Annotated in this window: 10 protein-coding genes; all 10 read left to right on the forward strand. The window is 54.6% G+C overall.

Annotated features, from left to right (window positions below; genetic code table 11):
• A partial coding sequence (locus KJ869_06665) for a GxxExxY protein (GenBank protein ID MBU1576874.1) occupies positions 1-253 on the forward strand: 253 nt, incomplete at its 5' end.
• 492 nt (positions 254-745) lie between these two features.
• On the forward strand, positions 746-4,744 hold the full coding sequence (locus tag KJ869_06670) for a T9SS type A sorting domain-containing protein (protein MBU1576875.1): 3,999 nt from the start codon (positions 746-748) through the stop codon (positions 4,742-4,744).
• Positions 4,745-4,936: 192 nt separating this feature from the next.
• A complete protein-coding gene (locus KJ869_06675) occupies positions 4,937-5,128 on the forward strand; it encodes a hypothetical protein (GenBank protein ID MBU1576876.1) in 192 nt (63 codons plus the stop codon).
• A 94-nt stretch (positions 5,129-5,222) separates the two neighbouring features.
• On the forward strand, positions 5,223-7,295 hold the full coding sequence (locus KJ869_06680; GenBank protein MBU1576877.1) for a tetratricopeptide repeat protein: 2,073 nt from the start codon (positions 5,223-5,225) through the stop codon (positions 7,293-7,295).
• Between the two features lie 235 nt (positions 7,296-7,530).
• On the forward strand, positions 7,531-10,431 hold the full coding sequence (locus KJ869_06685) for a T9SS type A sorting domain-containing protein (GenBank protein MBU1576878.1): 2,901 nt from the start codon (positions 7,531-7,533) through the stop codon (positions 10,429-10,431).
• Positions 10,432-11,170: 739 nt separating this feature from the next.
• Positions 11,171-14,059 (forward strand): S8 family serine peptidase, encoded by a 2,889-nt coding sequence (locus KJ869_06690; GenBank protein MBU1576879.1) that lies wholly within the window; start codon positions 11,171-11,173, stop codon positions 14,057-14,059.
• 133 nt (positions 14,060-14,192) lie between these two features.
• Positions 14,193-16,763, forward strand: coding sequence for a T9SS type A sorting domain-containing protein (locus tag KJ869_06695; protein MBU1576880.1), 2,571 nt, complete (start codon positions 14,193-14,195; stop codon positions 16,761-16,763).
• Between the two features lie 624 nt (positions 16,764-17,387).
• On the forward strand, positions 17,388-20,117 hold the full coding sequence (locus tag KJ869_06700) for a T9SS type A sorting domain-containing protein (GenBank protein MBU1576881.1): 2,730 nt from the start codon (positions 17,388-17,390) through the stop codon (positions 20,115-20,117).
• 13 nt (positions 20,118-20,130) lie between these two features.
• Complete coding sequence (locus tag KJ869_06705; protein ID MBU1576882.1) at positions 20,131-22,518, forward strand: T9SS type A sorting domain-containing protein; 2,388 nt, start codon at positions 20,131-20,133, stop codon at positions 22,516-22,518.
• A gap of 527 nt (positions 22,519-23,045) precedes the next feature.
• Positions 23,046-26,721, forward strand: a 3,676-nt coding sequence (locus KJ869_06710) for a S8 family serine peptidase (GenBank protein ID MBU1576883.1), incomplete at its 3' end; no start/stop codon positions are given.

The raw sequence follows: 26,721 nt of genomic DNA on the forward strand, positions 1-26,721 counted from the left end.
GGAAGCTTTGGATATTCGTTTTCAGCGACAAGTGGATTTGGATATCAAGTACAAGAACACCGTTTTCAAGAGAAAATTCAGGGCTGATCTGTTGGTGGAAGAGAAAGTCCTTGTTGAAAACAAAGCGATAACAACACTCACAGCCAGCGATGAAGCGCAGTTGTTCAATTATTTGAAAACGACGGGACTGCGCGTAGGATTGCTCTTCAACTTTGGCAGTTCCAAGCTGCAAAAAATAAGGCGGATAGTGTGATCTATCGGTGTCAATCGGTGCGCCATCCGTGGTCAAATGGTTGAATAGATACAATATTTGTTTGAATGACTGGATTGAAATGTATCACCCCTTCCCTCCTGCGGCGGGCGGGCGGGGTTGGAATGATGATGTTGCTGTTATTGTTATAAGAATATCACCCCTTCGGGGTTGGAATTTGGAATGATGAAACAATTGACATTTATGGTATGATTTTTCTGTAAACATCCAACGCCAATGCAAATTATGCGTTTCTCTTAATAGTCTGCAATTAAAGAACATACAAGCGTAACCACCAATGGATGTAATTATTGCGTTAAATTATCCTGTCACTAGCAACCTTTCATTTTGGAACTCATGCCCTAACTGTATGCATAACATAATGTTGTGATAATTTTGTGAGTATATGTAATTGTGGCACAAATAGTGCATATTATTAAGTTTCAGAAAGTATTAAACAAAAAGTAAATAGCAATCAATTAAAAGGAGCAAAACATGCAGTCAAAGTTCAGATTTCTGACTATGGCTTTAGCGGTCATAATGATCGTGGCCATAGCCGGCACCAGCTTTGCCATTCCTGCCAATCCCCGGCCCAGAATGCTCACCCAGCCCGACGGCAGCAAATTTTCCGCCGTTTTAAAGGGCGACGAGCATTTTCACTTTGCCGAGGATGCCGACGGCTATTCCATCATTCAAAACAGCCAGGGCTACTGGACCTATGCCCAGCAGGCGAACGGCCTGTTGGTAGCCACCGACCTGATAGTGGGCAAAAGCAACTGCACCTTTCCCCGGCATTTACGGCCCAATTCCGGTGCAGTGGCAGCCCTGGCCAAGAACGCCAACAAGGTAATTAATTTCTCGGTGGAAAAACGGCATAAAATGTCCACCGACTTTTTGTACGGCGTTGACGGCACCAAGGAGAACCCCACCAAGGCCGCCAGCGGCAGACAGTATATGAACGTGGTGCTGGGAGACTTCTCGGACAGCACCTTTGCCTGGTACGCCACAAACCAAAAGGCCGGCCTGAACCCATACACCCCGTACCCCTACGACCGCACCGCGGCCAACAACCACGCCCTGGCCACCGCCAACTGGTTCAACTTTTTGGCCTACGGCGACTCCATAGCTCCCTACGTGCCCGACTCCTCAATAGTAGGCTCCATGAGCAATTTCTATTTTGACTTTACCATGCGCAAGTGCTGGTGGTATGGCGGGGTTTCCCCGGTGATCGCCACCGGAATCACCCGGCTGAACTCCGTACAGAGCGACGCCCCCTCTTCCACTTATTACAGCTCCGCCCTGAGTAAAGCCGACCCCTTTATTGATTACGGCGCCAACCCCGGCGGCCTGCAGGACGGCCTGATCCTGGTCCACCCCGGCCCGGGGCAGGAAGAATCAGGCGATGTGGGCGATATCTGGTCCATGTCCATGACAGGCAACTTCGGCTCCTATGACGGCGTCAGCTTAACCAGACTGATCGCCTGCCCCCAGAACGGCCAGCTGGGCGTGTTCGCCCACGAGATGTTCCACCAGATCGGCGCCCCCGATCTTTACGACTACGGCTACTCCGGCACCCCCTGGGGCGAGTGGTCCTTAATGGACAACGGCTCCTATAACGGCAACAACGGCGGCGACAAGCCGGCCTTCCCCGGCGGACATTTGCAGTATGATGTGGACGGCAACATTCAGACCGGGGTTGACGGCTGGATGACAGCCGGAGCGTTGGGCAACACCGATTCCATCTCCAGCGAATACCGCGGCGACGGCCAGTATACCATAGCGGCTCTGGATTCGTCCGGCGAGGCCCGCCGGGGCAATCCCACCAGCGGCATCAGGCTGTGGCGCATCCGCAACATGGCCTTCCGCGATTCCGGCCAGGTGTTCTTCGTGGAACTGCGGAACCAAACTCCCCCCTACGAATCGGGCCTGCCCGAGAGCGGCCTGATCATTACCCATATAGACACCCGGATGGGCGGAGGCTCGCGCTTCAACGACGGTCCGCCCAACGTAGCATATTATTACTCCTGGGTGGAACAGCCGGGTTTCAATCCCAACATTAACTATGCGGCCGGCGACAGCAACTTCCCCCGCTCTTGCGGCAATGCCGCCTATTCGGCCAACGACTTCTCGTCCGGCGGCTACACCGAGAATGCCATAGACTCGCTGACCAGCCCCAACTGTAAGACCAATAAGGGAACCGGCAACGGCGGCGGCAACGGGCCATGGATCTACGACATCTCGGCCGAGGGCCCGACCATGAAATTCCGGGTAGCCCGCACCGGTATGGCCACCACCACTCCTCAGGTGGGTTATGTATCGGTTGTGGTCAAGGATCCGATCGTTGTGAACACCGCCAATAACAACAATGCCATGCTGGATCCCTGGGAGACCGATACCCTTAAGGTTACCTTCCGCAATACCGGCAACGCCATCACCGTCGGGGCCCGCTGTTCGCTGTATGTGGTCACCGGCGGAGCCTATGTGGAGAGCATCAGCCCCACCACTACTGTAGTGGTAGGCAGCGGAGCCATGGCCACCAATGCCGAAGCCCAGAGCGGACCGTTCGTGGTCAAGATCAAGAAGGACGTTCCCAAATTCACCGACATAGTGTTCGGGGTCATATTCCGCAGCACCACCCCGGCCTACAGCACCACCAGCAACTTCGGCTTAAGGGTCAGCGGACTTAAAGTTGTCACGACCTACGACTTTACCGATATCCGGGTGGGCGGAGCCACCTGGAGCTACCGGATCCAGCCCTCCTCGGTGGCGATATTGGCCGACACCGTGTTCTTATGCAACGCCAACCTGGATAATGCCACCTTCCAGACCAGGATCTATGCGGTCAAGAAGGGCACTACCAATAACCCGCTGGTGGGCGGTGTGGGCGGCGACACCATCCGCTCAGCCAACAACCATGGCTCGTGGCATTCAACCGCACATTACGGCGGCGGCCTGGATATCGACAATTCCAAGAACCTGTGGATATCCCTGCAGGATTCCATTATCCAGACCAACCGTGCTGCTATCAAAATATCCGGCTTAATGGCCCCCAACTGTGACTGGGGCGGAACCCCGATGAAGCGCATCCGCGGCATAGCCTTTGGTCCTTCGGTGGTGGATACCTTCGGGCCGAACCTGCTCTCCGGGGACTCTTTGTGGGCCTACTGGCAGAATTATGACATGTATTCCGAATCCCTGATGGTCTACAGCAAGTCGCTCTCCGGCACCGCTGTCAAGCGCTACGGCTACAGCTGGGATGATGCGCTGGCTTCCGACAACGTATTGAATGGCAAAGGCGAATGGTGGAACGGCCGGGCCTTGGAATACGACGGTTCCAGCATCTGGACCTCCTCGGTGTGGCAGAACGTCATGATCCGCCGCAATGCCCTCAATGCCACCACCATGGATATCATGCCCGGGCCGTCCAGCTACGGCTCCTACGGCACCTACGGCATGGGCATCGAGGCCACCAACGCCGCCGGCGTTCCCTACGCCCCGGTGGGAGCGGCCGCTTTCGCGCCCGGCGCCGCCGGAACCAGGTTCTACCTGTATTGCGCCTCCATGGACGAGGGCAAGATATATAAGGTGGACATGACCGACTTCGTGCTGCCCACACCTCCGGACAGCGTCAAGGTGGTGGATACCGGAGCCAATAACGTGCTGACCTGGTGGAAAGCCAATGACGGCGACCAGAAGGTGGCCCAGTATATCATCTACCGCCAGGCCCCGGGTAGCACCACACCGCCCACCTCAGGCGACGAACTGATCAGGGTCCAAAACCTTTACGGCGGCCCGGCCACCCATACCTACACCGACGTGGGCGCCGGAGCCAAGATCGCCTATGTCTATACCATCAAAACCCTCAACTACTACGGCGAGGGAACCTGGGGCGCCTCGGTAAGCGCTCCGCTGGTCCCGACCGCGGTGGAACTGACCGCATTTGCCTGCGTCCAGGCCGGCGGCAATTCGGTTACCATCAACTGGCAGACCGCCTCCGAGATGGACAACTATAAGTGGGAGATCGAGCGCTCCACCGACAGCGAGAGCTTCACCAATGTCTGGTCCATCGATGTGGACGGGACCAACCCCTACGGCGACAAATACTCCTATACCGACAAAGTTCCATCGGTTGGCGTGTATTATTACCGTCTGGTTGATGTCTCCAAGACCGGCGAGAAGACCTATCACGGACCGATCTCGGTAGTGGTGGGTGCGGTGTATGCCTTGGGGCAGAATTATCCCAACCCCATCGGAAAAAGCCCGGCCACCATCAAGTACTCGCTGAAGAATCCGGGCCAGACCAGCCTGAAGATCTACAACCTGCTGGGCGAAGAGGTCAAGACCCTGGTCAATGCCAAACAGGACGCCAACTTCTACACGATTCCCTGGGACGGCCGTGACAACAAGGGGCAGTCGGTCGCCAATGGAGTGTACTTCTACAAGCTGAACTCCGGCGAATTCAGCGCCACCAAGAAGATGATGGTTTTGAGGTAAACAGTTTCCCCCAGGGCGGCGTTCCGACATGGACGCCGCCCTTCTTTAAATCAGGCGAACTTTGGCAGATTTCATCTGCCCTATAGGCGGCGCCATCCGGGAATGACGCATTTCCTTGGCATTTTCAGCTGGCGGCGGCGGTTAGTTTCGCAGGGGGCTTGAAAATAAATCTAATTGGATGGAATATTTTAAATGATGGGATCGCGAAAAATGATAGGGGAGATCATGGTCTCCCTGGGCTATGTTTCCATAGAGCACATTAACGAAGCCCGTCGGCATCAGATGCAGGGCGCCGGGAAGCGGATAGGAGAGTGCCTGGTGGAATTGGGCTACATCCAGGAGGAGGAAGTGAAAAGAGCCTTGACCGTTCAGGGTCACGGTTGATGGCAAGGATAAAACCGCTATCTGGTTTAAAGGCGTTCTCTGTTATGGAGAAAGCCTTTTTATTTAATTCCAAACTGTATCATCCTGGCTTGTGATGAAAAATAACTGGAAATGGCTGTTGGCCGGCTGTTCCCTGCTGGTGCTGATCACCGGGCTTTCGCTGACCCCGGTTTCCGACCCCGACCTGTGGATCATGCTGGCCACCGGCCGGTATATTGCCGAAAGCGGCCAGATTCCGCATACTGATCTCTGGAGCCACACCGCCTTCGGCCAGCCCTGGGTGATGCACGAATGGCTGCCGTCGGTCATCCTGTACGGCCTGCATAAGATCGCCGGCTTCCCGGGGATCGTGATCCTGAAGATCCTATTGCTGAACCTGGTCTTTTTTATCGGCATTATCGCCGCCCGGAGGAAGGGGCTGAATCCCCTGGTGGTTCTGCCGGTCATGGCCCTGGCGGTACTGGCCAGCCAGATAGGTTTCAGCGAGAGGGTTCAGATAGCCACTTTTCTGGCCCTGGCAGCGGAGATCTTTCTGCTGGACCGGCTGGAAAGGGGCGGGATTTCCGCCAAGGCCTTTCTGATTTTCATTGCCGCAGGCTTCGTTTTATGGGCCAATTCACATCTGGGCCTGATGTCCGGGCTGGCGGTTCTATTCATATATTGCCTTGATTCCGCCGTGGCCGGTTTTCGCCAGGGCCGCTGGTTCACTTTCCGGGTTATGGCCCTGGGTTTTTTAATCGCCTGCCTGGCGGTGCTGATCAACCCCTATGGGATATCACTGGTCAAGCCTTTTTTTAAATTCTATTTTGACCCCCAGCTGATAGCGTTTGACAAACTAATATACGGCACCATCCACGAATATACCTCAATTTTCTCTCCCTCTATCATGGGCGATGCCGCGGTACGATGGGGGCTGGGCTGGATGGCCTTCTCCGCCCTGGGGATTATCTTAAACTGGCGAAATTTTCGGTTATCCAGTCTGCTGTTGTGGCTGGGATTTTTCTATCTGGCCTTTTATGCCGTCAGATTCGTCCCGCTTTTTGTTTTTGCCACCCTGGGCTTTACGGCTGTGAACTGGAACCAGATATTTTCCGGCGCTCGGCATTTGAAAATACCAGAGAAATACGCCGGGAGGTTATCCAAACCAGTCTTCGGAGCTATCTGTCTGGCGATCATCCTGGCCGGAGTGTTGTCGGGCTTCGGCCTGGCCGGGAAGCGGGGCGGGGGACATCCTTTGGGACTGGATGGCAGGCTCTTTCCGGTGGAGGGGACGAGATTCGTAAAAACAAATTTTCCGGATCCGAAAATACTCAACGACTTCATGGATGGCGGCTATCTGATCTGGAACAACATCCCGGTCTTCATAGACGGCCGGATGGCGCCCTTCAGGTATGTTTTGGAGGATTATATCTCCATCATCAAGGGGGATACAGCCCTGATGAATAAATATGACCTTGATCTGGCCCTGCTGCGCTATCCCCGCAGCGGGAAGTCCCTAAGCAGCAGATTGCATGGGTATTTCTCCGGCAGCAGCCAATGGGCTCTGGTATATTGGGACGATATCTGCCTGGTATTTGCCAGAAGAACGGACCGGTATAAAGGCCGGATCGCGAAATACGAATATAAATATTTAAACCCGATCTTTACCAATCCCGCCTCCCCGCCGGACGGGTTCCAGCGGGAACTGTCCCGGGCGATAGGGCAGAACCCCGGGTTGGTAACCCCCTATCTGGCGGCCTTCAATTATTATTACCAGAGGGATCTGGCCCTGGCGGAAAATTACGTCCGGCAGGGACTGGCCATTGACGGCGGCGATGCCAGTCTGCACAATAACCTGGGGAATATCTATCTGACCAAGGGACAAAATAAGGAGGCGGTGGGAGAATATTTAAAAGCCATAGCATTAGACAGGAATATCTCCGAGGCCTATTGCAATATCGGCTATATTCGTGAGATGGACGGCAATTACCGGGAAGCTGAAAAATATTATCTTAAGGTAATGGAAGATATTGACCCGCTGAACACCTGGGCCTATAACCGGATGGGCATGATGCTGATAAACCAGGGGAGGCCCCGGGAGGCGGTCAAGTATCTGACAAAAGGGGCCGCCATAGATCAAAATTCAGAGGCTGCCTGGAATTTAAGAAAACTGAGAGCCATATATTAGCTTAAAAGTATACAAAAATGACACTATGGCGCAATATTTGCATTTGAGTTAATTGTTGTAATTACAAACGATAAAGAAATACTGCTAAATATTCCTTAAAATACATGAATATTGGCTGAATTAATAGTTGATATTCATTTTTTTAAGCTACTTATGAGGTAAATCACATTTACTCAAACGGTATAATACTTGCATTAATGAATTATGTAAACGTTAATTTTTTAGGAGCGGGACAATGGGAAAACATAAATTGTTGATAGCGGGTTTGTTGGTCTTCATCTGCGGAATATCCTGGGCGGCCAACACCCAGACCATCACCTATAAGGATTCCTGGTCCAAGCGAGGCATCACTGTAAAAAATCAGACCAAGGGAAGCCTTAATCTGGTCTATTCCGTCAACAACTTCAACTTTGAGGAGAAGGATGTTGAGGGAGCCAAGGCTAAGGCGGTGGTAACCGAAGGATCGGTCCTGCCCATCGGCGCCGGGTATCCCGACCTGCCGGTGATCAGCAATTATGTGGCCGTCCCCAACGGGGCCGTTCCCCGGGTGAAGATCCTGTCCTACCGCGAGGAAAGATTCCAGAATGTGGACATCGCCCCGGGCATGGAGATCCCCACCGAGCAGGACAAGACCTTCAAGCCCCTGGCCAAGAATACCGAGGTCTATTCCAAGAATGAATTTTTCCCCAGTGATTTCGTGATCAAGTCCCCGGTCCAGAAAATGAGGGGGGTGGATGTTTTCATCCTGTCGTTGTCGCCTTTCAGATATAACCCAGTCACCAAGGAATTGATCGTCCGCCGGGACATGGAGGTCGAGGTGACATTTGAGGGGGGCAAGGGCGAGTTCGGCGACGATCTTTACCGCCATCCGATGTTTGAGCGGATCCTCCAGCAGAACATCATAAATTACAGTTCACTGGAGCCCACCAAATATTCCGAGATCCACGAGAAGATGGCCGCCGACGATCCCTCCAAGGAGGCTGGCCAGTTCGAATATATCATCATCGTTCCCAACGATCCCATTTTCATAGCCTGGGCCGACACCCTCAAGCTGTTCCGCAAGAAGCAGGGCATCAAGACCGGCATCTTCACCACCGCCGAGACCGGCAACACCCCGGACTCGATGGAGGCTTTCATAGACAACGCCTACAACACCTGGACCATAAAACCGCTGGCGGTGCTGATGATGTCCGACCTGGCCCCTTCCGCCAAGGCCTATGGCCTGACCTCGTCCAAGTTAATGCTTCATCCAGGCGGCTATCCCCAGTATGTCTCGGACAACGTCTTCGCCGATATCAATATTACCAACACCGCCTCCACCTGGGACAACGGCGGGGCCCCGGAGATGGTGTTCGCCCGGATGCCGGCCCAGACCGTCACCCATTGCTCCACCATGGTGCGTAAGATTATCCGGTACGAGACCTCACCGCCCTCCAGCGCCTCTTTCTACAACACGCCGATATCGGCGGCCGGCTGGCAGACGGACAGATGGTTTGGCATATGCACCGAGATCGTTCGGGGGTTTTTAGTCAACAAGCTGGGGAAGACACCCGCCCAGCAATATAACGTAGTGGGCGGGTATAGCGCCCCTGCGGCGGGGGCCGCCTGGTCATCCACCAATCCCAGCGCATTGGTGGCGGCCTACGGCACGGCCGGGGAAGGATATATCGCCAACACCGTTCCTTCGGGTATGAACTGGAACAGCGGCTCGACGGCCGGGATGATCAATGCCGTCAATAACGGCGGTTTCATGATCATGCACCGCGACCACGGCCTGTATAGCGGATGGGGAGAGCCCGATTTTCAGGGATCGGACATCGCCAGCCTTACCAACACCAATCACACCTTCGTCTTCTCAATGAACTGCCAGACCGGGGCATTCCAATACGCTACAGCACCGGGTACTTTTTCCGAAATTTTTCATCGCAGCCGATACGGAGCCTTGGGAGTGATGTGCGCCACCGAGGTGTCGTACTCATTCGTCAACGACGCTATTATCATGGGCATCATGGACGGGATGTGGCCCAATTTCAATACTACCAACAATTGGGATGTGCCCAATGCCGGCACCGGCCAGACCTACGACCGCTACACCGAGGATTTAAGGCCGGCCTTTGCCATGGTCTCCGGCAAGTGGCATTTAATGACCCAGACCTACACCGACCCGGCCATTCCGGCCGACTACAAGGAATTCACCTGCCAGTTGTTCCACGTCTTCGGCGATCCCTTTATGACCTTCTGCTCGCAGGTTCCGGATACCTTTGCGCTGACCTATAACGCCAGCATCAATACCGGGACCCAGACCTTCAACGTCAACGTCAAGAAAAAGGGTGGGGCCAATCTCCAGGGCGCTCTGGTGGGACTGTATATGTCTGTTCCGGCCAAGGGTTCGACCAAAGCCACCGACATCTGCACCTCCAAGCTGAGCGACGCCAGCGGCAATGTTTCTTTCACCATCAATCCTGCCAATGCCGGCCAGTTGACGGTAACGGCCACCAAGTCCAATTTCGTCCGGGGCAATTTCGCCTCCACCGTCAGCCTGCCCGGAGCGGTCAGCTTAGCCAGCTTTACCGCCGCACCATCCTCCGGAGGGGTGCTGCTGTCCTGGCAGACGGCCAGCGAGGTCAACTGTCAGTCCTGGAGGATCGAACGCTCGACTGTGGCGGACGGATCCTTTGATGAGATCGGCACGGTCAACGGCAACGGCACCGTTTATGAAATAAGCAACTACCAGTTCACCGACGCTTCAATTCCCACGGTAGGGGAGTATTATTATAAACTGGTGGAGATCGATGTCTCCGGCAAGGAGACCACCTTCGGTCCGATCAATGTAAGTTACTCGGGCCCGTTGGCATCCTATGATTATAAATTAGAGCAGAGCTATCCCAACCCCACCACCGGGGGGGTGGCCATCAAATATTCGCTGAAAGAGCCGGGACAGACCAGTCTAAAGATATATAATATCCTTGGGGCCGAGATCAAAACCCTGATCAACGCCAGACAGAATGCCGGCAGTTTCTCCGCTCCTTGGAATGGCCGGGATAACAGCGGGCGGGAAGTGGCCAAAGGGGTGTACTTCTATAAATTAGTCACGGGAAATTTCAGCGCCACCAGGAAGCTGATGCTTTTGAGGTAAGCATTTAACAATATCTTCAAAGGGCGGCGTTCTTTATGAACGCCGCCCTTTTAGTAACTTGGTAATTGAATAGGTGAATAATCCTTACCCGTTTTTTGAACGTCCTTGTTGTCATGCGCACCAAAGGCGCATTTCGGCTAAACTTATTTTACTTTCTGTACTCAACCCGCCAGAGGCGGATTTCAACTTAGTTTAATTATTTACGTTTTGGTGTTCAACCCGTGAAGCCCTGTCCCCACGAAAGTGGGGATTGTCCTCGACATAGGTCGGGGAACGGGCATCCAGGCCTGGATTCCCGACCTCTCCCTGCCTTCCGGCTTCCCTCTCCAATGTGGAGAGAGCCTGCACTGAGTAAAGCCCATTGTTGCACCAAACGAAGTGGAGTGAGGGAGCGGTCAGGGAATGACAAATTGCTGTCCTTCTTGCCGGTGATGTTTGATATAAAAGGGGGTAGGCGGTCTCAATATAATGGCTGGCCATTGATGATATATATTTAGCGGTAATTTAAGAAAAGACCTTAGATAGGTAAGTAATAAATATTACAATAACTTATAAGTTAATTGCAAATATTGCCTTTTCTGCAATTAGTGCGCCTCCAAATATTTACATAAATTTAATTTTGGTTAAAACATTTTGCAGAGCAATGAGTTAAGATGCATCAATTGTGGCATAATTATTGCAATAATTTATAAACAAAGGAATTATATACCAAAGTCGAAATTTTATTAAGGGGTTATAAATGCATAAAAAGTCAGTAATTATTTTAGCGGTTGCGATGCTGGCGGCTTCCCAAGCCCTGGCAACCGACCCCACCGTCCTGAAATTCCGGATCGGCGCTTTTTCCACCAGCAACGGGATGCCTTCTTACAAAAATCTGGGGCTGGAGCGGGCCGAGGTGGTTAAATCAGATGAAGCGGCCTATTACCTGGTTCAGTTCACCGGGCCGGTGCTGGACGCCTGGCGCGACCAGGTGGTGCGGGTCGGGGGCAAGGTATTCGATTACATCCCCAATTATGCTCACATCGTTAAAATGACCCCGCAGGTAAAAGCCTTGGTGGAAAAAATGCCCATGGTGCAATTCGTGGGCTATAACCAGCCGGCCTTCCGCATCAGCCCATATTTGCTTTCAGCGCCCGAGCAATTCCCTCTTGACGATCCGGGAAAAATCATGCTAAAGATCTTGACGTTTGAGGTGGCCGACGCCAAACCGGTGATGGACCGGCTGCTGGCCAAAAAAGACGTAAGTTACGATAAGCATGGCGAGAATATCATCTGTATCTGGATTCCGACCGACCAGGCCATCGAGATCGCCAAGGAGATAGCCAATTATCCCGAAGTTTACTGGGTGGAGCGTTATGGCCGACCCAGCTTGCACAATGCCTGGAGCCGCTGGATAAACCAGAGCCTTGACACTACCAATATGAAAGCGGCGGCCGACTCCTGGAAATCGGCTCTTACCATGAACACAGCCAATGATTCCCTGATCATGCCGATATACAAGCGCGGACTCTACGGCCAGGGACAGATCGTGGGCGATGACGACACCGGCATGGACTGGGATAACATCTATTTCCGGGACGGCGCTGGGTTAAAACCGATTTTTGACAGGGATACGTCTTCAGTTACCGGGCGCGATACTTTGGTTTTCGGCACCAATGCCCACCGCAAGATAGTGGCCTACAATGTCTTTGCCGACACTTTCGACAATAACTCGTCAGGCCACGGAAGCCATACTGCCGGAAGCATTGGCGCCGACAGCCTGGGGTGGCTGACCACCCAGGCCTCTCTGCCACGGGCCATGGGCATGGCCCCCAAGTGCCGGATAGCCTTTTCCGATCTTGAACCAAGCACCGGCGGCTTGAATACCCCGGCAAATATCGGACGTATCTATATCTGGGCATACAACGCCGGAGCCCGTATCACTTCTTCCTCCTGGGGGTGGAGCGGCAGCAGCACCCTTGATTACTATCACACCGATAGCCGCAATATAGACACGGTAGCCTGGGCCCATCAGGACCTGGTGATGTTCCGCTCGGCCGGGAACGGCAACACCTCCGGCGAGAGGGTCAATTATCCGGCTACGGCCAAGAACATAGTCTGCGTGGGGGCCAGCGAATCGGGCTTTGGCTCAGGCGCCACCACTTGGGCGGTCAACGGCACTGCCACCCGTAACGAACTTTTAGATGTGGCCGAGTTTTCATCCCATGGACCGACCCAGGAAGGGCTAAGAAGGCCGACCCTGCTGGGATGCGGTGGCTGGTATATCTGGTCGGTGGATTCGGATGGGCTTTTAACCAGCAACAACACCGGCATCATGACCATGGGCGGCACCTCCATGTCCACGCCCACCATGGCCGGCATGGGAGCTTTGGTCAGGCAGTATCTTACAGAGGGTTGGTACCCCACCGGCACCAAGGTGGCTGGCAATGCCATCGTGGCTCCCAAAGGGGCCTTAATTAAATCTTTAATGATGCTGGCCACCAGGAACTTCAACGGGGCCTACAGTTGCGATGCACTCGCCAATGTAAGCAGTGTTTCCCAGAATGTGCCTTCCCAGGGCCAGGGCTGGGGCGGGGTGGTGCTGGATGACGCTTTATATTTCTCGGGCGATGCCCGCAAACTGAGGGTGGATGACGCCAAGAGTTTCACCGCCACCGGGCAGACCTATACCTATACCATCAACACAGGCACCTCTGTTACCCAGCCGCTAAAGATCGTGCTGGTATATTACGATTATCCATCGGCTGCACCTTCCTCCGATATCTCGGTCAACAATCTTAACCTGACAGTTACCGACGGCACCAATACCTACCTAGGCAATGTTTTCGGCCAGCCGGCCAGCAACGGCTTTTCCATAACCGGCGGCGCAGCTGATACCATAAACCCGGAAGAGGTGGTCTGGCTGGCGCCGGCCTCATCCAAGTCCAAGGCCAACCGGACATTTACGATAACCGTTACCGCAGCCACCATCAATCGCGGACCCCAACCCTTTGCCATCACGGTCGGAGGAGATATAGTCGCCAGCGCAGGGTTCCCCCAGGCGGTGGAGATGACCTCCTTCAGCGCCATGGCGGTTAACAATGTAGTCGAAGTCCGTTGGCGGACCGAGAGCGAGAAGGAATGCGATCATTGGCTGATAGAGCGCTCAACCACCGAAGACGGTAATTTTATTGAGGTGGGAAAAGTTGCGGGAAATCTGACTACCAACGAGCCGCATCAGTACAGCTATACCGATGCTTCCAATCTGCAGACAGGAATATATTACTATCGTTTGGCCGAGGTGGATCTAAGCGGGACCAAGACCTACTACGGGCCGATGCTGGTGGAGTTCGGGGGCAAGGATCTGCCCTTAAACTATCGCTTAGAGAAGGCCTATCCCAATCCGGCGGCATCAGGAGTGACCATCAAGTATGCTTTGAGGAATACCGGCCGGACATCGATCAAGGTCTACAACGTGCTGGGGCAGGAGATCAGGACCCTGGTGGACGGCATCCAGCCGGCGGGGTATTACAGCCTGCCGTGGGACGGGAAAGATTCCCGGGGCCAAAAAGCGGCCAACGGGGTTTATCTGTATAAGATGACAGCCGGGGAGTTCTCGGCCACCGGGAAGGTGATGATCATAAGGTAATATTAATTCATGAACAACAGTCCGATTTATCAAATCGGGCTGTTGTTTTATATTGTTATATGCTATAATCCTGCCAATTGAATTTAAGGAAATAATGCTTAAAAACAAAAAAATAAAAATCGTTTTGATTTTTATGGCCTCTCTGGCAATGTCGGTAGTAACAGCCTATGGTCAGGAGAGTGCCGACAAGATGCTGATTCGGGTTGATATATCCGATCCGGCAGTAGCCGAACGGCTGGCCAATATCGGATACGGCCTGGACGTGGCCGCCTACCGGCCCGGAGAGTATGCCGACATCGTCATCCGGCCCGACCAGCTGTGGCGGATACCGGGGGCCGGGCTGGCCTACAAGGTGCTGATGAACTCTCCCCGGGATGTCACTCCCTACAGTGGCAAGGCCGTTTATCATACTTATGACGGCATCAGGGCCGAGTTGAGGCAGATCGCGGCCGATCATCCCACCATCACCAAATTAGATACCTTGACAGTGGCCGCCCAGGGGGGAAAGGTGTGGTGCCTCAAAATTTCCAACAATCCCACGGTCAGCGATAATTCCCGCCACGGCATTTTGATAATGGGCAATCACCATGCCCGGGAGTGGATGACCCCGGAGGTATGCCTGTACATAGCCAATTACCTGACCAACAATTACAACCCCGCCGGGACCGATTCCATCTCCAGCCTGATCAAGACCAGGGAGATATACATCGTGCCGTTGGTCAACCCCGACGGTTTTATTTACGATAACGGAGGCAATTACGGGGCTGGTCTGTGGTGGCGCAAGAACCGGCGTCCGTTTGCCGGGTCGCCAGTCTATGGCGTGGACCTGAACCGGGGCTATGACGGCTCGGTGGACGGCGATATCCGGGGATCCTGGGGCGGCACGATAAACAGCTACACTAGCCCGGATTCGTCGAATGACGTATTTTACGGCGTGTCGCCCAGCGGCGAGCCGGAACAGCAGGCCATGATGAAGCTGGTCAAAGAACATAATATCGTGCTGTCCATCTCCTACCATAGCTATAGCGAACTGGTGCTGTGGCCGCTGGGCTATGTGGATTCCACCCTCAAGCGGGCGCCGGACAGCATCCAACTGCGTTATTTCGGCCAGCAGTCGGCGGCCCGGATCAAAAAATACCGCAGCGTCCAGAGTTATTCGCCCATGCAGAGCTCGGCCCTGTATCCCACCACCGGGGATTCCGACGGCTGGATCTACGGCTACGGCCTGACCCAGCTGGGCCGGGTGATCTTCCCCTACTGCGTGGAGGTGGACACCGCCTTCTACACCCCGCCCAGCCACATAGATTCGGTCTGTCCCCAGACCCTCAAAGGATTCATGTACCTGGCCATGCGCACCGACAGCTTAGTCAGCACCACCTCGCCGCCGCCGGTGCTGCCGCCGCCGGTGACCGGAGTGGCCTTCCCGTCGGCCAACACCGATTACCGCTTAAGCTGGAACCTGCCCAATCCGGCCTCGAATCCCACGGCCTACGAACTGCAGGAATTATCGGGGTTTTCAGCCACCACCGACACGGTCGGGGCTGTCGCCAATCCCAATATAGCCTTGAACGGCTTTGCCGCGTCCACCGTTAGAATGTACAACGGCAGCCGCAGCTATAGCAGCGGAATCAGTAATCAATATAATATCACCAGCATTACCACCACCAGGCCTTATCCGGTAAGTTCAAGCTCCGATTCTTTCAGTTTCTACAGCTATCAGAGACTGACAACCTTCGACCGGATCTGGGTGGAGATATCCACCGACGGACGCCAGTGGGATATTCTGGGCAAGCTCTTTCAGAACTCGCCAGTCTGGACTAAAAGGGCCTTTGCCGTAGATTCGGCCAAGTATTTCGGCAAGTCGGTTTATTTTCAGATCCGCCTGGTGTGGGATGGTTCGCTGACCACAGATAGCGTGTATATTGACGACATAAAACCGGTGGCCGCTTTTTCCTCGATCGCCACGGTTTCTAATTCCATCACCGCCAGCAACTATCTGGTAACCGGAAAGACCGCGGGTTCAACCTATTACTACCGGGTGCGAGGCTATAATGCCAAGCGGGGCTGGGGCGACTGGGATCAGCTTTACAAGGTCAACGTGCTTATGGGGCCGTTGGCGGTGGAACTCTCGGCTTTTACCGCCCAGGCCGAAGCCGGCGGAATAAATCTTGCCTGGCGAACCCAAAGCGAAAAGGACTGCGACTTTTGGCTGATAGAGCGGTCAACCACCGAAGACGGGAATTTTATTGAGGTGGGGAAAGTTCCGGGCCACCTAAGCACCAACGAGCCGCATCAGTACAGCTATACAGATAACTGGAAACTGGAAACTGGGATCTACTACTACCGTCTGGCCGAAGTGGATCTATCCGGTCAGAAGACCTATTACGGGCCGATCATGGTGGAGTTCGGCGGAAAAGACCTGCCGCTGAGCTACCAGCTGGAGAAGGCCTATCCCAATCCGTTTGGCCAAATTACAAATATCAAATATCAAATTGCAAAATCAGGACAGGTCAGCCTAAAAGTTTATAACATCGCCGGGCAGGAGGTGCGGACCCTGGTGGACGCCATTCAGCCGGCCGGGCATTACAGCCTGCCGTGGGACGGGAAAGATTCCCGGGGCCAAAAAGCGGCCAACGGGGTCTACCTGTATAAGATGACAGCCGGGGAGTTCTCGGCCACCGGGAAGGTGATGATCATAAGGTGATATTAGCTGGATTCCCGATCGTGCCGGTTGAGTACAATAGCCTGGATTCCCGCCTGTGCGGGAATGACAATATAGCTGAAATGCGCCTATGGAGTGGAATGACAGGACGGGATGTCATACCCGTGCAGCCCTGTCCCCACGAAAGTGGGGATTGTCCTCGACATTGATCGGGGAACGGGTATCCAGAGTAAATGAATCGTCGGCCGTGAACGGCCTAAGACTGGGGAACAGTATCTGCTCTTAACCCAGCCCTTCCTCCTACGCTTAAGCTGCGGCGGACAAGTAAGGGCTGGGTTAAGAATGACCATCGAAGGTGCTCAAGGCCATTCATGGCCTTACCCGTGGTGAGCTTGTCGAACCATGTCTACTATCATGTCAACCGAGGGCGGCGTTTGAAAATATACACCGCCCTTCGTGTTATAGTTTTATATATAGCCGGAGTTTCCGGCGCTGGCTATATTGAACGGCTGTTGGTGAATTTTTTAGTTCGAAAAAATTACATCAGTTTACGGGGCGTGATTTTTCAAATCCCAATCTTGAGAAAAAACAATTATATTCTTGACATTTTGGGTTAAATACTCTAAAATAAAACATTATCAATAAAAATAAACAGGGAGTTTTACCATGAAGCAAAGATTATGGTTAGCAATGGGCTTGGTGCTTTTGTTAAGTTTCACTTCGGTGTTATTTGCCAAGCCAAGGCCCAAGGCCAAAGTAATGCCCTTAAAGGCGCCGCTTGCGGCCAAGGCTACGGTGGACACAGTGTTCTTCGACAACTTTGAAACCGACACCATGGGCTGGGACACCATGGATATGGCCACCCAGGAACCCTACTGGAACATTAATACATATTCGCCCATCGGCGCCTATGCCGGGCAGCATTGGTGGTGCGGTACCAACGATTTTGCCGGAGTCTGGCCCAACTCGCCGGGCTACGGAAACGGCTGGGTGCAGATGCTTCAATCTCCGGCCTTTGATCTGACAGCAATATCCTCGGATTCCGTCCAATTAAAATTTTACCATTACTACAATATCGAGCCGCCCGGCGGCGGAGATGACTGGGACTGCGTCAACCTGTGGGGATCAACAGACGGAGGGGACAACTGGTTCATTCTGCGGCCCGACACCATCCGTTCCCAGGGCGGCGGAACGGCGGCCTATAATCTTAAAAAATCCTACGCCTGGACCTATACCGGCATGGTGCCCGACACCTTTCCGGTGCCGGGCTGGGGCGGCACCAACGGGGCCTGGAAATATGTGGCCTTCGACCTATCTGCCTACAAGGGACAGAACCTGAGCCTGCGTTTTGCCACGGTCAGCGATCCATTGGAATCTGACGAGAATGGCGGCCCCTACCACGGTGCCTGGTATATTGATAATATCTCGGTGGACACAGTTTACAATACCGGCGTACGGGGGCCGATCTTTTTTGACGACTGCGAATTGGGCAACCTGGGCTGGACCGCCGGATCCAAGCCGCCCAAGATTCACTGGCACAAGACCACTTTCCGGTCAGCCAGCGCCACCCAGTCGTGGTACTGCGGGGACGATAGCACCAGACAATACTGGTGGGGCTATTCCGACGCCATCGTTTCCCCCCTGATAGACCTGACCCCGGTCCAGAACACCCAGCCCTGCTATGTGGACTTCAAGGTGTTCCCGGCCCTGCCGGATGACGGCACCGATGCCAACACCTATTGGGACTGCTATTCGGTGGATATCTCCGCCGACAGCGGCAAGAGCTGGGCGGGCGTAACGCCGTATATTTATATCGACAACACCGCCGCCTGGGTTGATCAGTCCGTTATTGGGGTGCTGGATATCAGCAACTATATCGGCAAGGTCGTCAAGATCAGGATCGGCATGAGCTCCGACGGCGATTTCAATGTGGGCGAAGGCCTATACGTGGACGATTTCATCGTTACCGGCAAGACCCGCGAGCCCCTTCCCGGACCCAGCACCATACTACTGGTGGACAACGACGGCAATGCGGTTGACCTGAAAGCTGAATCCTGGACAAAATATATGGAGGCTTCCGTAGCCAATCTGGGATACCGATACAGTCTGGCCACCATCGGTACCAACAAGGTGATGCCGACCGGCTACCTGGAGCAGTTCCCGGTGGTCATCTGGAACCTGGGCGCCAACTACGACGGCAAGGCGGGCGCATCCTATAAGGCCCTGACCCCGTACGATCAGGAGAATTTAAAATCATATCTGGACAACGGCGGCAAGCTGTGGATGGCCGGGCAGACCTATTTTGGCTTCAGCGCACCTGCCCTGGATACCACCGTGCATCCCAATCTGTGGAGTGATTACCTGCACCTGGCCCCGGACAACGGTTGGATCAACACCACCTGCTACACCGGGACCGGGGTGGCCAGCGATCCCATCGGAGACGGATTATACGACAGTCTGTTGTATGATCCCATCAATGGCGGCGGCGCGATCTGGACAACCCCCAATTACGGCTACAGCCTGACCCCGGATCCGGCCTTCAGCGATGCAGCCGGGTTCCTGACCGACGACGGCGCAAACTTCATCGGGATCAGATATTGGGACGGCGTCTCAGGCAACTATCAGATGGTATACACCTCCTTCCCGTTCGAGGCGGTCTCATCGCAGCTAAAACGCGATACCCTGGCCTCCCGGATCATCCAGTGGCTGCTGCCGGGCGCTCCGGAATACATGCCTCCGGCGGTTCCCACCGGTTTGACGGCAGCCCAGCAATATGACAGCGTGGTCTGCGCCTGGAACGCCAACAGCGAACCCGACCTGGTCGGCTACAATGTTTACCGGGCTTTGCAGGTGGGCCTGCCGGTATGGGTCAAGATCGGGACCGTGGCCACAAATTCCTTTGTGGACAAGTCTATTACCGACGGCGCTATCTATCATTACGCAGTTACCGCCTTTGACGATAAACTGCCGGCCAACGAAAGCGTGCTTTCCACCTGGTTCTACCTGCAGGTAACTTCATGGAAGGGCGTGGAAGGGGAGCCGGTTGCTTCATCTCCCAGATACTTCAGCCTGGGACAGAACACTCCCAACCCCTTCAGCCGGTCCACCAACATTCAATTTGCTCTGCCGGCCCAGAGCCGGGTCAGGCTGGTTGTTTATAACATCACCGGACAGCAGGTGAGGACTTTGGTTGATGACAACCTGAATCCCGGCTTCCATAATATCACCTGGAATGGATCGGACAAGAGCGGCCAGGCGGTTGCCAACGGCATCTATTTCTACCGGATGACCGCCACAAACAGTAATAATTCAGGCGGATCCGCCTCTGGCGGAGAGGCTTCGGGCAGCAACGGCCAGAAGTTTGCCCAGACCAAACGTTTAAACCTGGTTAAATAAGGAGAGGCATAAGATGCGTAAATATATATTTCTAACCGCCGCTATAATTATGACGGCCATCGCTGCCAATGCAGCCGCACCGTCCATCACTTTAACCACCCTCTGGCCGGACACCAGCTTTACCGGACCATACACCGTCAGGACGGTTATAAAATGTCCGGAAGGTGTAAATTACCCAATGCTTGGGTTTTACTTTAATCCCGACGGATTTGGAGGAGATCCTTATCAATGGCCGTATGTTTGGAATGATCCCAGCGATAACTGGATCGAGGAATATACCCAGGTAGGAGACACTTTCTACTTTGACATTCCGACAGTACCGATTGGATTGGAAACTCCGGTAGAGGTGGGCTATTTGGTTTATGCAGAAAACGCCGGCACTGCTGAATATGTCTATGATCCCGGTTGGGACACTTGCTATAGCTTCATCAACAAGGTATATTCCCCGGCCTACAGCAATGTCAGCGTCCTGAGGGACACCTTTTATACCGGTCCTTTCATAGTTAGAACAAATTTAACCACTGCCTACGGCGACACGGTGAATAACGATATTCTCAACAGTGATATCGTGGGCGGGCCCGACTGTATTCGGGACAGCGTTGGGGCCGACGGGTTCTACTATTACATCATGCCCCGCCACGGCGGCGCCTCGCTGACCCCCATCACTGTCAACTGGTTCATGATGGCCTACGATACGATGGGCAACTGGGGCCAATATCCCACCAAGCGAGATACTACGAACCATTTCCGGATCATCGATCCCTGGTCATACAACACCAAATTGATCGCCAATACCGACCAATTGGGGCCCTTCCCGGTATGGACCAGCTTCAAGAGCGAGGGCAGTATCGCCAACGATTCCCTATGGATCTACCAGTCCGGCTGGGTCCCGTATCCCCGGGACAGCATGGTCGGGGGGGTCTATTATTACACCATCCCGGCCCAGAGCCTGCCGGTGGTCAACCCGGTTAGCGTTACCTGGCACATCAAGGCCGGCGATGACCTGACCGGGAACTACAGCTACCAGCCGGTCACCGCACCTCTTACCAATAACGAATTCCGGATATTCGACTGGACCCCGCCCCAGGTAAGCAATACCACTGCCTGGAAGGACACCTCTTACACCGGGCCGTTCCCGGTATACACCCAGGTAAGCGATACCTCCGGCATATCCCAGGTCAGGCTTTATTACCGGGTAAAACCGTTCACCTCCGCCGATACCAGCTGGAGCTATCTGCCGATGTCTCTTACCGGCAGTCCCAACGAATATCAGGGCTCCATCCCCCCGCAGTATCCCGGCACCATGGTCCAGTATTATGTCAGCGGACGGGACGGGGCTTTGGACCAGGCCGGACAGCCCATCTGGAATACCGGATATTATCCGGCCGGCGGATCGCTCACCCCCTGGCATTTCTTTGTAGGAGAGCACAAGCATAAAATACTGCTGGTCAACGATGCCCTGCCGGCCAATGCTTACGGGCAGTATTATCTGACCTCTATGGATACCACCGGGGTGCTCTACGGCTACTGGGACAACCGCAAGGCCAATGTCCTGTCGGTGCTCGGCAACTTCGATGTGCTGGTCTGGTTTACCGGCGATGACAGTTTGACCACCCTGACCCAGACGGAGAGAGACAGCCTGTCAGCATTTCTGGATCGGGGAGGAAATCTTTTATTGTCTTCCAAGAACCTGGGACAGAACGTCAGCGACACGGCGACGTTCTATAACAGCTACCTCAAGGCTGATTTCGATGTATCCAACGTGGCGGCCGCCAATATCAACTCCATCGGCCAGGTGGCTCTGCCCATCAGTCACGGAATAGCAGACAGCCTTTATATTTACACTGGCGGAACGGCCGGCAACTGGCGATCCATAGACCGGATGTTCCCGCTGGCCGGCGCCGAATCGGTGTTCCAGTTCCGGACCATCGGCGGTTCCAGCGTCATCCGCTGTTCCACCGCGGTCTATAAGACGGTCTTCGCTTCGATTCCCTTGGAGGCGGTGGCCACTATCAGCGCTGGAAAGCTGTCCCGCACCGAGTTCATCGCCCGGTCCCTAAGGTGGTTCGGCATCCCGGCCTTCTATAAGGTGGAAGGGGAACCGGAGGCGCTGGTATACGGCAAAACAACCATATTGAACCAGGCCAGACCCAATCCCTTCACCAGCAATACCTCGATCTCCTATGCTCTGCCCACTGCCTCTCGGGTAGCTTTAAAGGTCTACAACATAGTGGGGCAGGAGATTGCCACTCTGTGCGACGGGGAGCAGGCCGCCGGGATGCACGAAGTTTCCTGGAATGGGCGGGATAACAGCGGAAGGAAAGTATCCAACGGAGTCTACCTCTACCGCTTGACCACCGGGAACCAGAGCTTGACCAAGAAAATGGTAAAGGTAAGATAGCGTAAAAACCCATTAAAATGGCAGGGTGAAAGCCCTGCCATTTTTTCATAGGCAAGACTTTTTACGCAAGAAATACATATTACTAACCACAGTAAAAACAATAAGTTACAAAAAGTATATATTTAAGATGTAAAATTTGCGCTAATATATATATAATTTGGATATGAGATTATATTTGTATGAAAAATATTTTGTAACACATTAAATAACAGTAAGTTAAATTAGTGGATCATATAACATATCGGCATATAAATTGCATATATATCTTATTGTGATATTGTAAACTTTGGCATGTTTTTTATCAAACTTGCTATCCTTTTGTGTCTGCACGCTGAAGTGCGGAGTTTACACCGATGAAAGAGGTGGCGTGCAAGCGTGTCATTCCCGCGCAGGCGGGAATCCATAAAGAACCTGGATTCCTGCTTTTGCAGGAATGACTAAACATCCTCTTTCTGGTAAAAAGCGATATTTGCCAAAGTCCAGTAATATCGTAAAAAATCAAATAAATAAATAAAAGGAGTAAAAACATGGCTAGAAAAACTAGCGTATGGTTAACCGGCTTGGTGCTGGTGGCGGCTCTGGTAACTATCTCCCTGGTAGGCCTAACGGATGTGGCGGCCTACAAGGCGGATTTTAGCCCGAGTAAAACCTCACAGCAAAATATTGCCAAGCCCCAAGTGGCAGACCAGGCTAAAGCTGATGACGGCCTTCCGAAATTCATCGGCGAAAATAAAATAGCGGTAGGGGTTCAGCCCTACGCCAATGCCGGCGTCATAGAGTTCTCCAACGGCTACAAGATCAACACCAGCGAGGGTGAGCCCAAGCTTCCGGCCGACCTGAAATACGACGCCCCCAAGGGCGACGAGCCGGCCTATTACATCGTCCAGTTCAACGGACCGGTGCAGGAAGCCTGGCGCAAGGGCCTGGAGAAGGCCGGGGCCGAGGTGATGTTCTACCTGCCCAACTACGCCTTTGTGGTCCGGATGAACCAGACCATCGATAAAAATATCCGGGCCTCCAAAAGCGAGGTCAAATGGACCGGACTGTTCCAGCCGGCCTACAAAATATCCCCCCGGCTGGCTTCCAACGCCAAGGGCGGAAAGATCCGGGCATCCATCACCCTGTTCAGCCCGGAGGATATCAGCGGAGCGATAAAGCAGATCGAGGCTATCGTCGGCCACAAGATATTCTACAAATCAACCTTTGAGTGGGAAGCCGGCAAGTTCAATAAGAAGATCTTCGTTGACATCAGCTTAGACAAGATGAGCGCCCTGGCCAACCTGAAGGGGGTATCCTGGATGGAGCCCATGCCGGTGTTCAAGATACACAATGCCGTCAGCGAGGTTAATATTCAAAATGGCACCCTTACCGCCAATGCCAGGCCTTTCTGGGCTTTGGGCATCAGCGGAGAGGGCCAGTTAATCCAGAACTTGGACACCGGCTGCGCCGAGGCCAACGAATATATGCAGCATTCCTCCAACCGCAAGTCAACCTGGTACTGGGACAACACCCACCGCAAGGTGGTGGGCCAGCAGCCGGGCGCCCGGGAAGACGAGATCGATCTGGGCTGGGCCGCGGGCACCATGTCCAAGTGGGGGGATGAATCGGCCAATTCCTACCACGGCACCCATACCACCGGCAGCAACGCCGGCAACGACAGCTCAATTTTAACCGGCATCTATGAAGGAATGGCCAAGCACGCCAAACTGGTATTCATAGACGGCGGCGGAGACTCCGGCTCGGTTTACGGCACCTGGGACCTCAACCGGGTGGGCTCCTGGGGCTGGGACAGCACCTATAAATACATCAATCAGAGGGCCTGCATTTCGTCCAACTCCTGGGGCAGTGATGACGGCGGAACATACAGCAGCAGCTCCATGGAATCCGACCAGTTCATGTGGAGCCACAAGGATTATCTGTGGATATTTTCCAACGGCAACAGCGGACTCGAGGCAGTGCCCCTGTCCAAGGCCGGCTCGCCGGCCACCGCTAAGAACTCGGTGAATGTGGGCGCCCTTGCGACAGCCGGAGCCCTGGGCGTGGGCGGGGCCAATACCAAGGCCACCTTCTCCAGCTGGGGAAGATTGCTGGACGGAAGGCTCAGTCCCGTAGTCTGCGCCCCGGGTGTGAATATCATATCGGCCGACGGCGACGGGGCCGGCACCCGCTCCATGAGCGGCACCTCCATGTCCTGCCCCATTGTGGCCGGGGCCACCGCACTGGTCCGCCAGTATTTTACCGAGGGCTGGTATCCCACCGGCACCAAGATAGCCGCCAACGGCTTTACCCCCTCGGGCGCCTTAATGAAGGCCACCCTGGCCATCAGCGGAGACAGCACCACCAGCTGGTGCGGCAGCTTCGTGCCGGACTCCCTGTTCGGCTGGGGGAGGGTCAACCTGGACACCGCCCTGTACCTGTCGGGCAACCAGGTAAAATTGCTGGTCAACGACAACCGGACCGGGGTCAATACCGGCGAGGCCGTGGAATACCTGGTGAACATACCGGCCGGAGCCAGCGGGCTTAAGATAGCCCTGACCTGGACCGACTATCCCGGCAGCACCACCTCCGCCAAGGCCCTGGTGAACGACCTGGATCTGGATGCCTACAATCCCGCGGCTGCCCGCTACCGCGGCAACCGCTACGGTTCCGTCCTGCCCCGGCAATCGGTCACCACCGCCACTGACAACGATGACGTTGACAATATAGAGGGCATCAAGGTGGTTGCCCCGCCGACCGGAATCTGGAGGATAAGGGTTACCGGCAAGAACGTGGCCATGGGGCCGCAGCCCTTTGCCCTGGTGATCACCTATAGAACCGTCCTCCCGGCCATGGGCAAGGTTTATCTGGATAAAAATACCTACGATACCCCGATCGGCGGGGGAGTGGGCGACACCCTGCGCATAGAGATACTCGATCCCAACAATACCCTGGCTTCCAACAATGTGGCTGTTTACGCCAAGTTGGTGGAGACCACTCCGGAGAACGTCTCCTGCGTCAAGGTGGGCGACGGGCTGTTCCGGGGCAAGATCGCCCTGTATAACGGCAACCCGGTAAACGGCGACGGCCGTCTGAGCGTGGACTACCTCGATTCCGTCAGGGTGGTATATGTTGATAATATACCGGCCGGCGCAACCGATACCGCCTTCGCCAGCATCAACGGCGGCTCCTTTACCATCACCAATGTCCGGGCCGGCGACACCCAGCCCCCGGTGGGGAGCATGAAGCTGATCATGTGGAACACCTCGCAGAATACCACCAGCCGGGTCTATTATGGTCTCACCACCGCCCTGGGCAGCACCGCCGGAGTGGATACACCCCTGATGATCAACAACACCGTTAAACTGGCCGGGCTGGCCGCCAACCAGATATACTATTACGATGTGGAGTCCAAGGATGCCAGCGGCAATACCATACGGGACGACAACGGCGGGCGCCACTATATGTTCAGCACCGGCGGCGGCAGCGGCCAGAGCGACGTGCTGGTCTGGATGTGGGACGATAACGGTTTTGCCAACTCGTTCATTCATGCCGATTATCTGACCTCGGCCCTGACACAGGGCGGTTGGACCTACGACTGGTGGTCCAGCCAGCTGCAGGGCGCGGTTACCACCGCCCAACTTAAAAAATACAAGGCGGTGTTCATTCAGGTGGCCCAGGACGGCTCTCAGGGCGGGACCTATCCGGCCTTTACCCCGGCCCAGCGCGATACCCTGATCGCCTACCACAATGCCGGATCCCGCTTCGCGGTTACCGGCAACGACATCGGCTGGGACACCTGGGAGAACCAGGCAATCGGGCCCGACCTGCAGGCCGACACCATATTCTGCCGCAACTACCTGCACTTCGTCTACAAGAGCGATATTGTAATTGAAAACAACGCTCTTACTGTTTACGGTATAACCGGGGATCCCATCTCAGGCGCCTATACCGCAGGGGTCAGCCACACCAGCTGGAGAGAGGGCGCCTGCGGCGACGGCATTATAAACTCTCAATGGGCGCCGGGTTATTCCGGCGCGGCCGGGACCGGCAGCGCCGTCTGGGATTTCCCGCTGGCCTTGGATAGCTGCGGGGTCAAGTGGCAATCCACCGCCAATATGGGCACGCCGGGCAACGGGGTGTGGGGCGGCTATCAAACCAGGACTGTTTTCAACGCCTTCGAGATCACCCAGTTGGAAGCGGCCACTCCCAACAGCGCCATCCGCA

The organism is Candidatus Edwardsbacteria bacterium, from assembly GCA_018821925.1.
GTDB lineage: Bacteria > Edwardsbacteria > AC1 > AC1 > EtOH8 > UBA2226.

Bases quoted from the DNA above. Each gene is read 5' to 3' on its own strand.
- KJ869_06685 (MBU1576878.1), top strand. From the start codon at position 7,531: ATGGGAAAACATAAATTGTTGATAGCGGGTTTGTTGGTCTTCATCTGC.
- KJ869_06700 (MBU1576881.1), top strand. From the start codon at position 17,388: ATGAAGCAAAGATTATGGTTAGCAATGGGCTTGGTGCTTTTGTTAAGT.
- KJ869_06670 (MBU1576875.1), top strand. From the start codon at position 746: ATGCAGTCAAAGTTCAGATTTCTGACTATGGCTTTAGCGGTCATAATG.
- KJ869_06695 (MBU1576880.1), top strand. From the start codon at position 14,193: ATGGCCTCTCTGGCAATGTCGGTAGTAACAGCCTATGGTCAGGAGAGT.
- KJ869_06680 (MBU1576877.1), top strand. From the start codon at position 5,223: ATGAAAAATAACTGGAAATGGCTGTTGGCCGGCTGTTCCCTGCTGGTG.
- KJ869_06675 (MBU1576876.1), top strand. From the start codon at position 4,937: ATGATGGGATCGCGAAAAATGATAGGGGAGATCATGGTCTCCCTGGGC.
- KJ869_06705 (MBU1576882.1), top strand. From the start codon at position 20,131: ATGCGTAAATATATATTTCTAACCGCCGCTATAATTATGACGGCCATC.
- KJ869_06690 (MBU1576879.1), top strand. From the start codon at position 11,171: ATGCATAAAAAGTCAGTAATTATTTTAGCGGTTGCGATGCTGGCGGCT.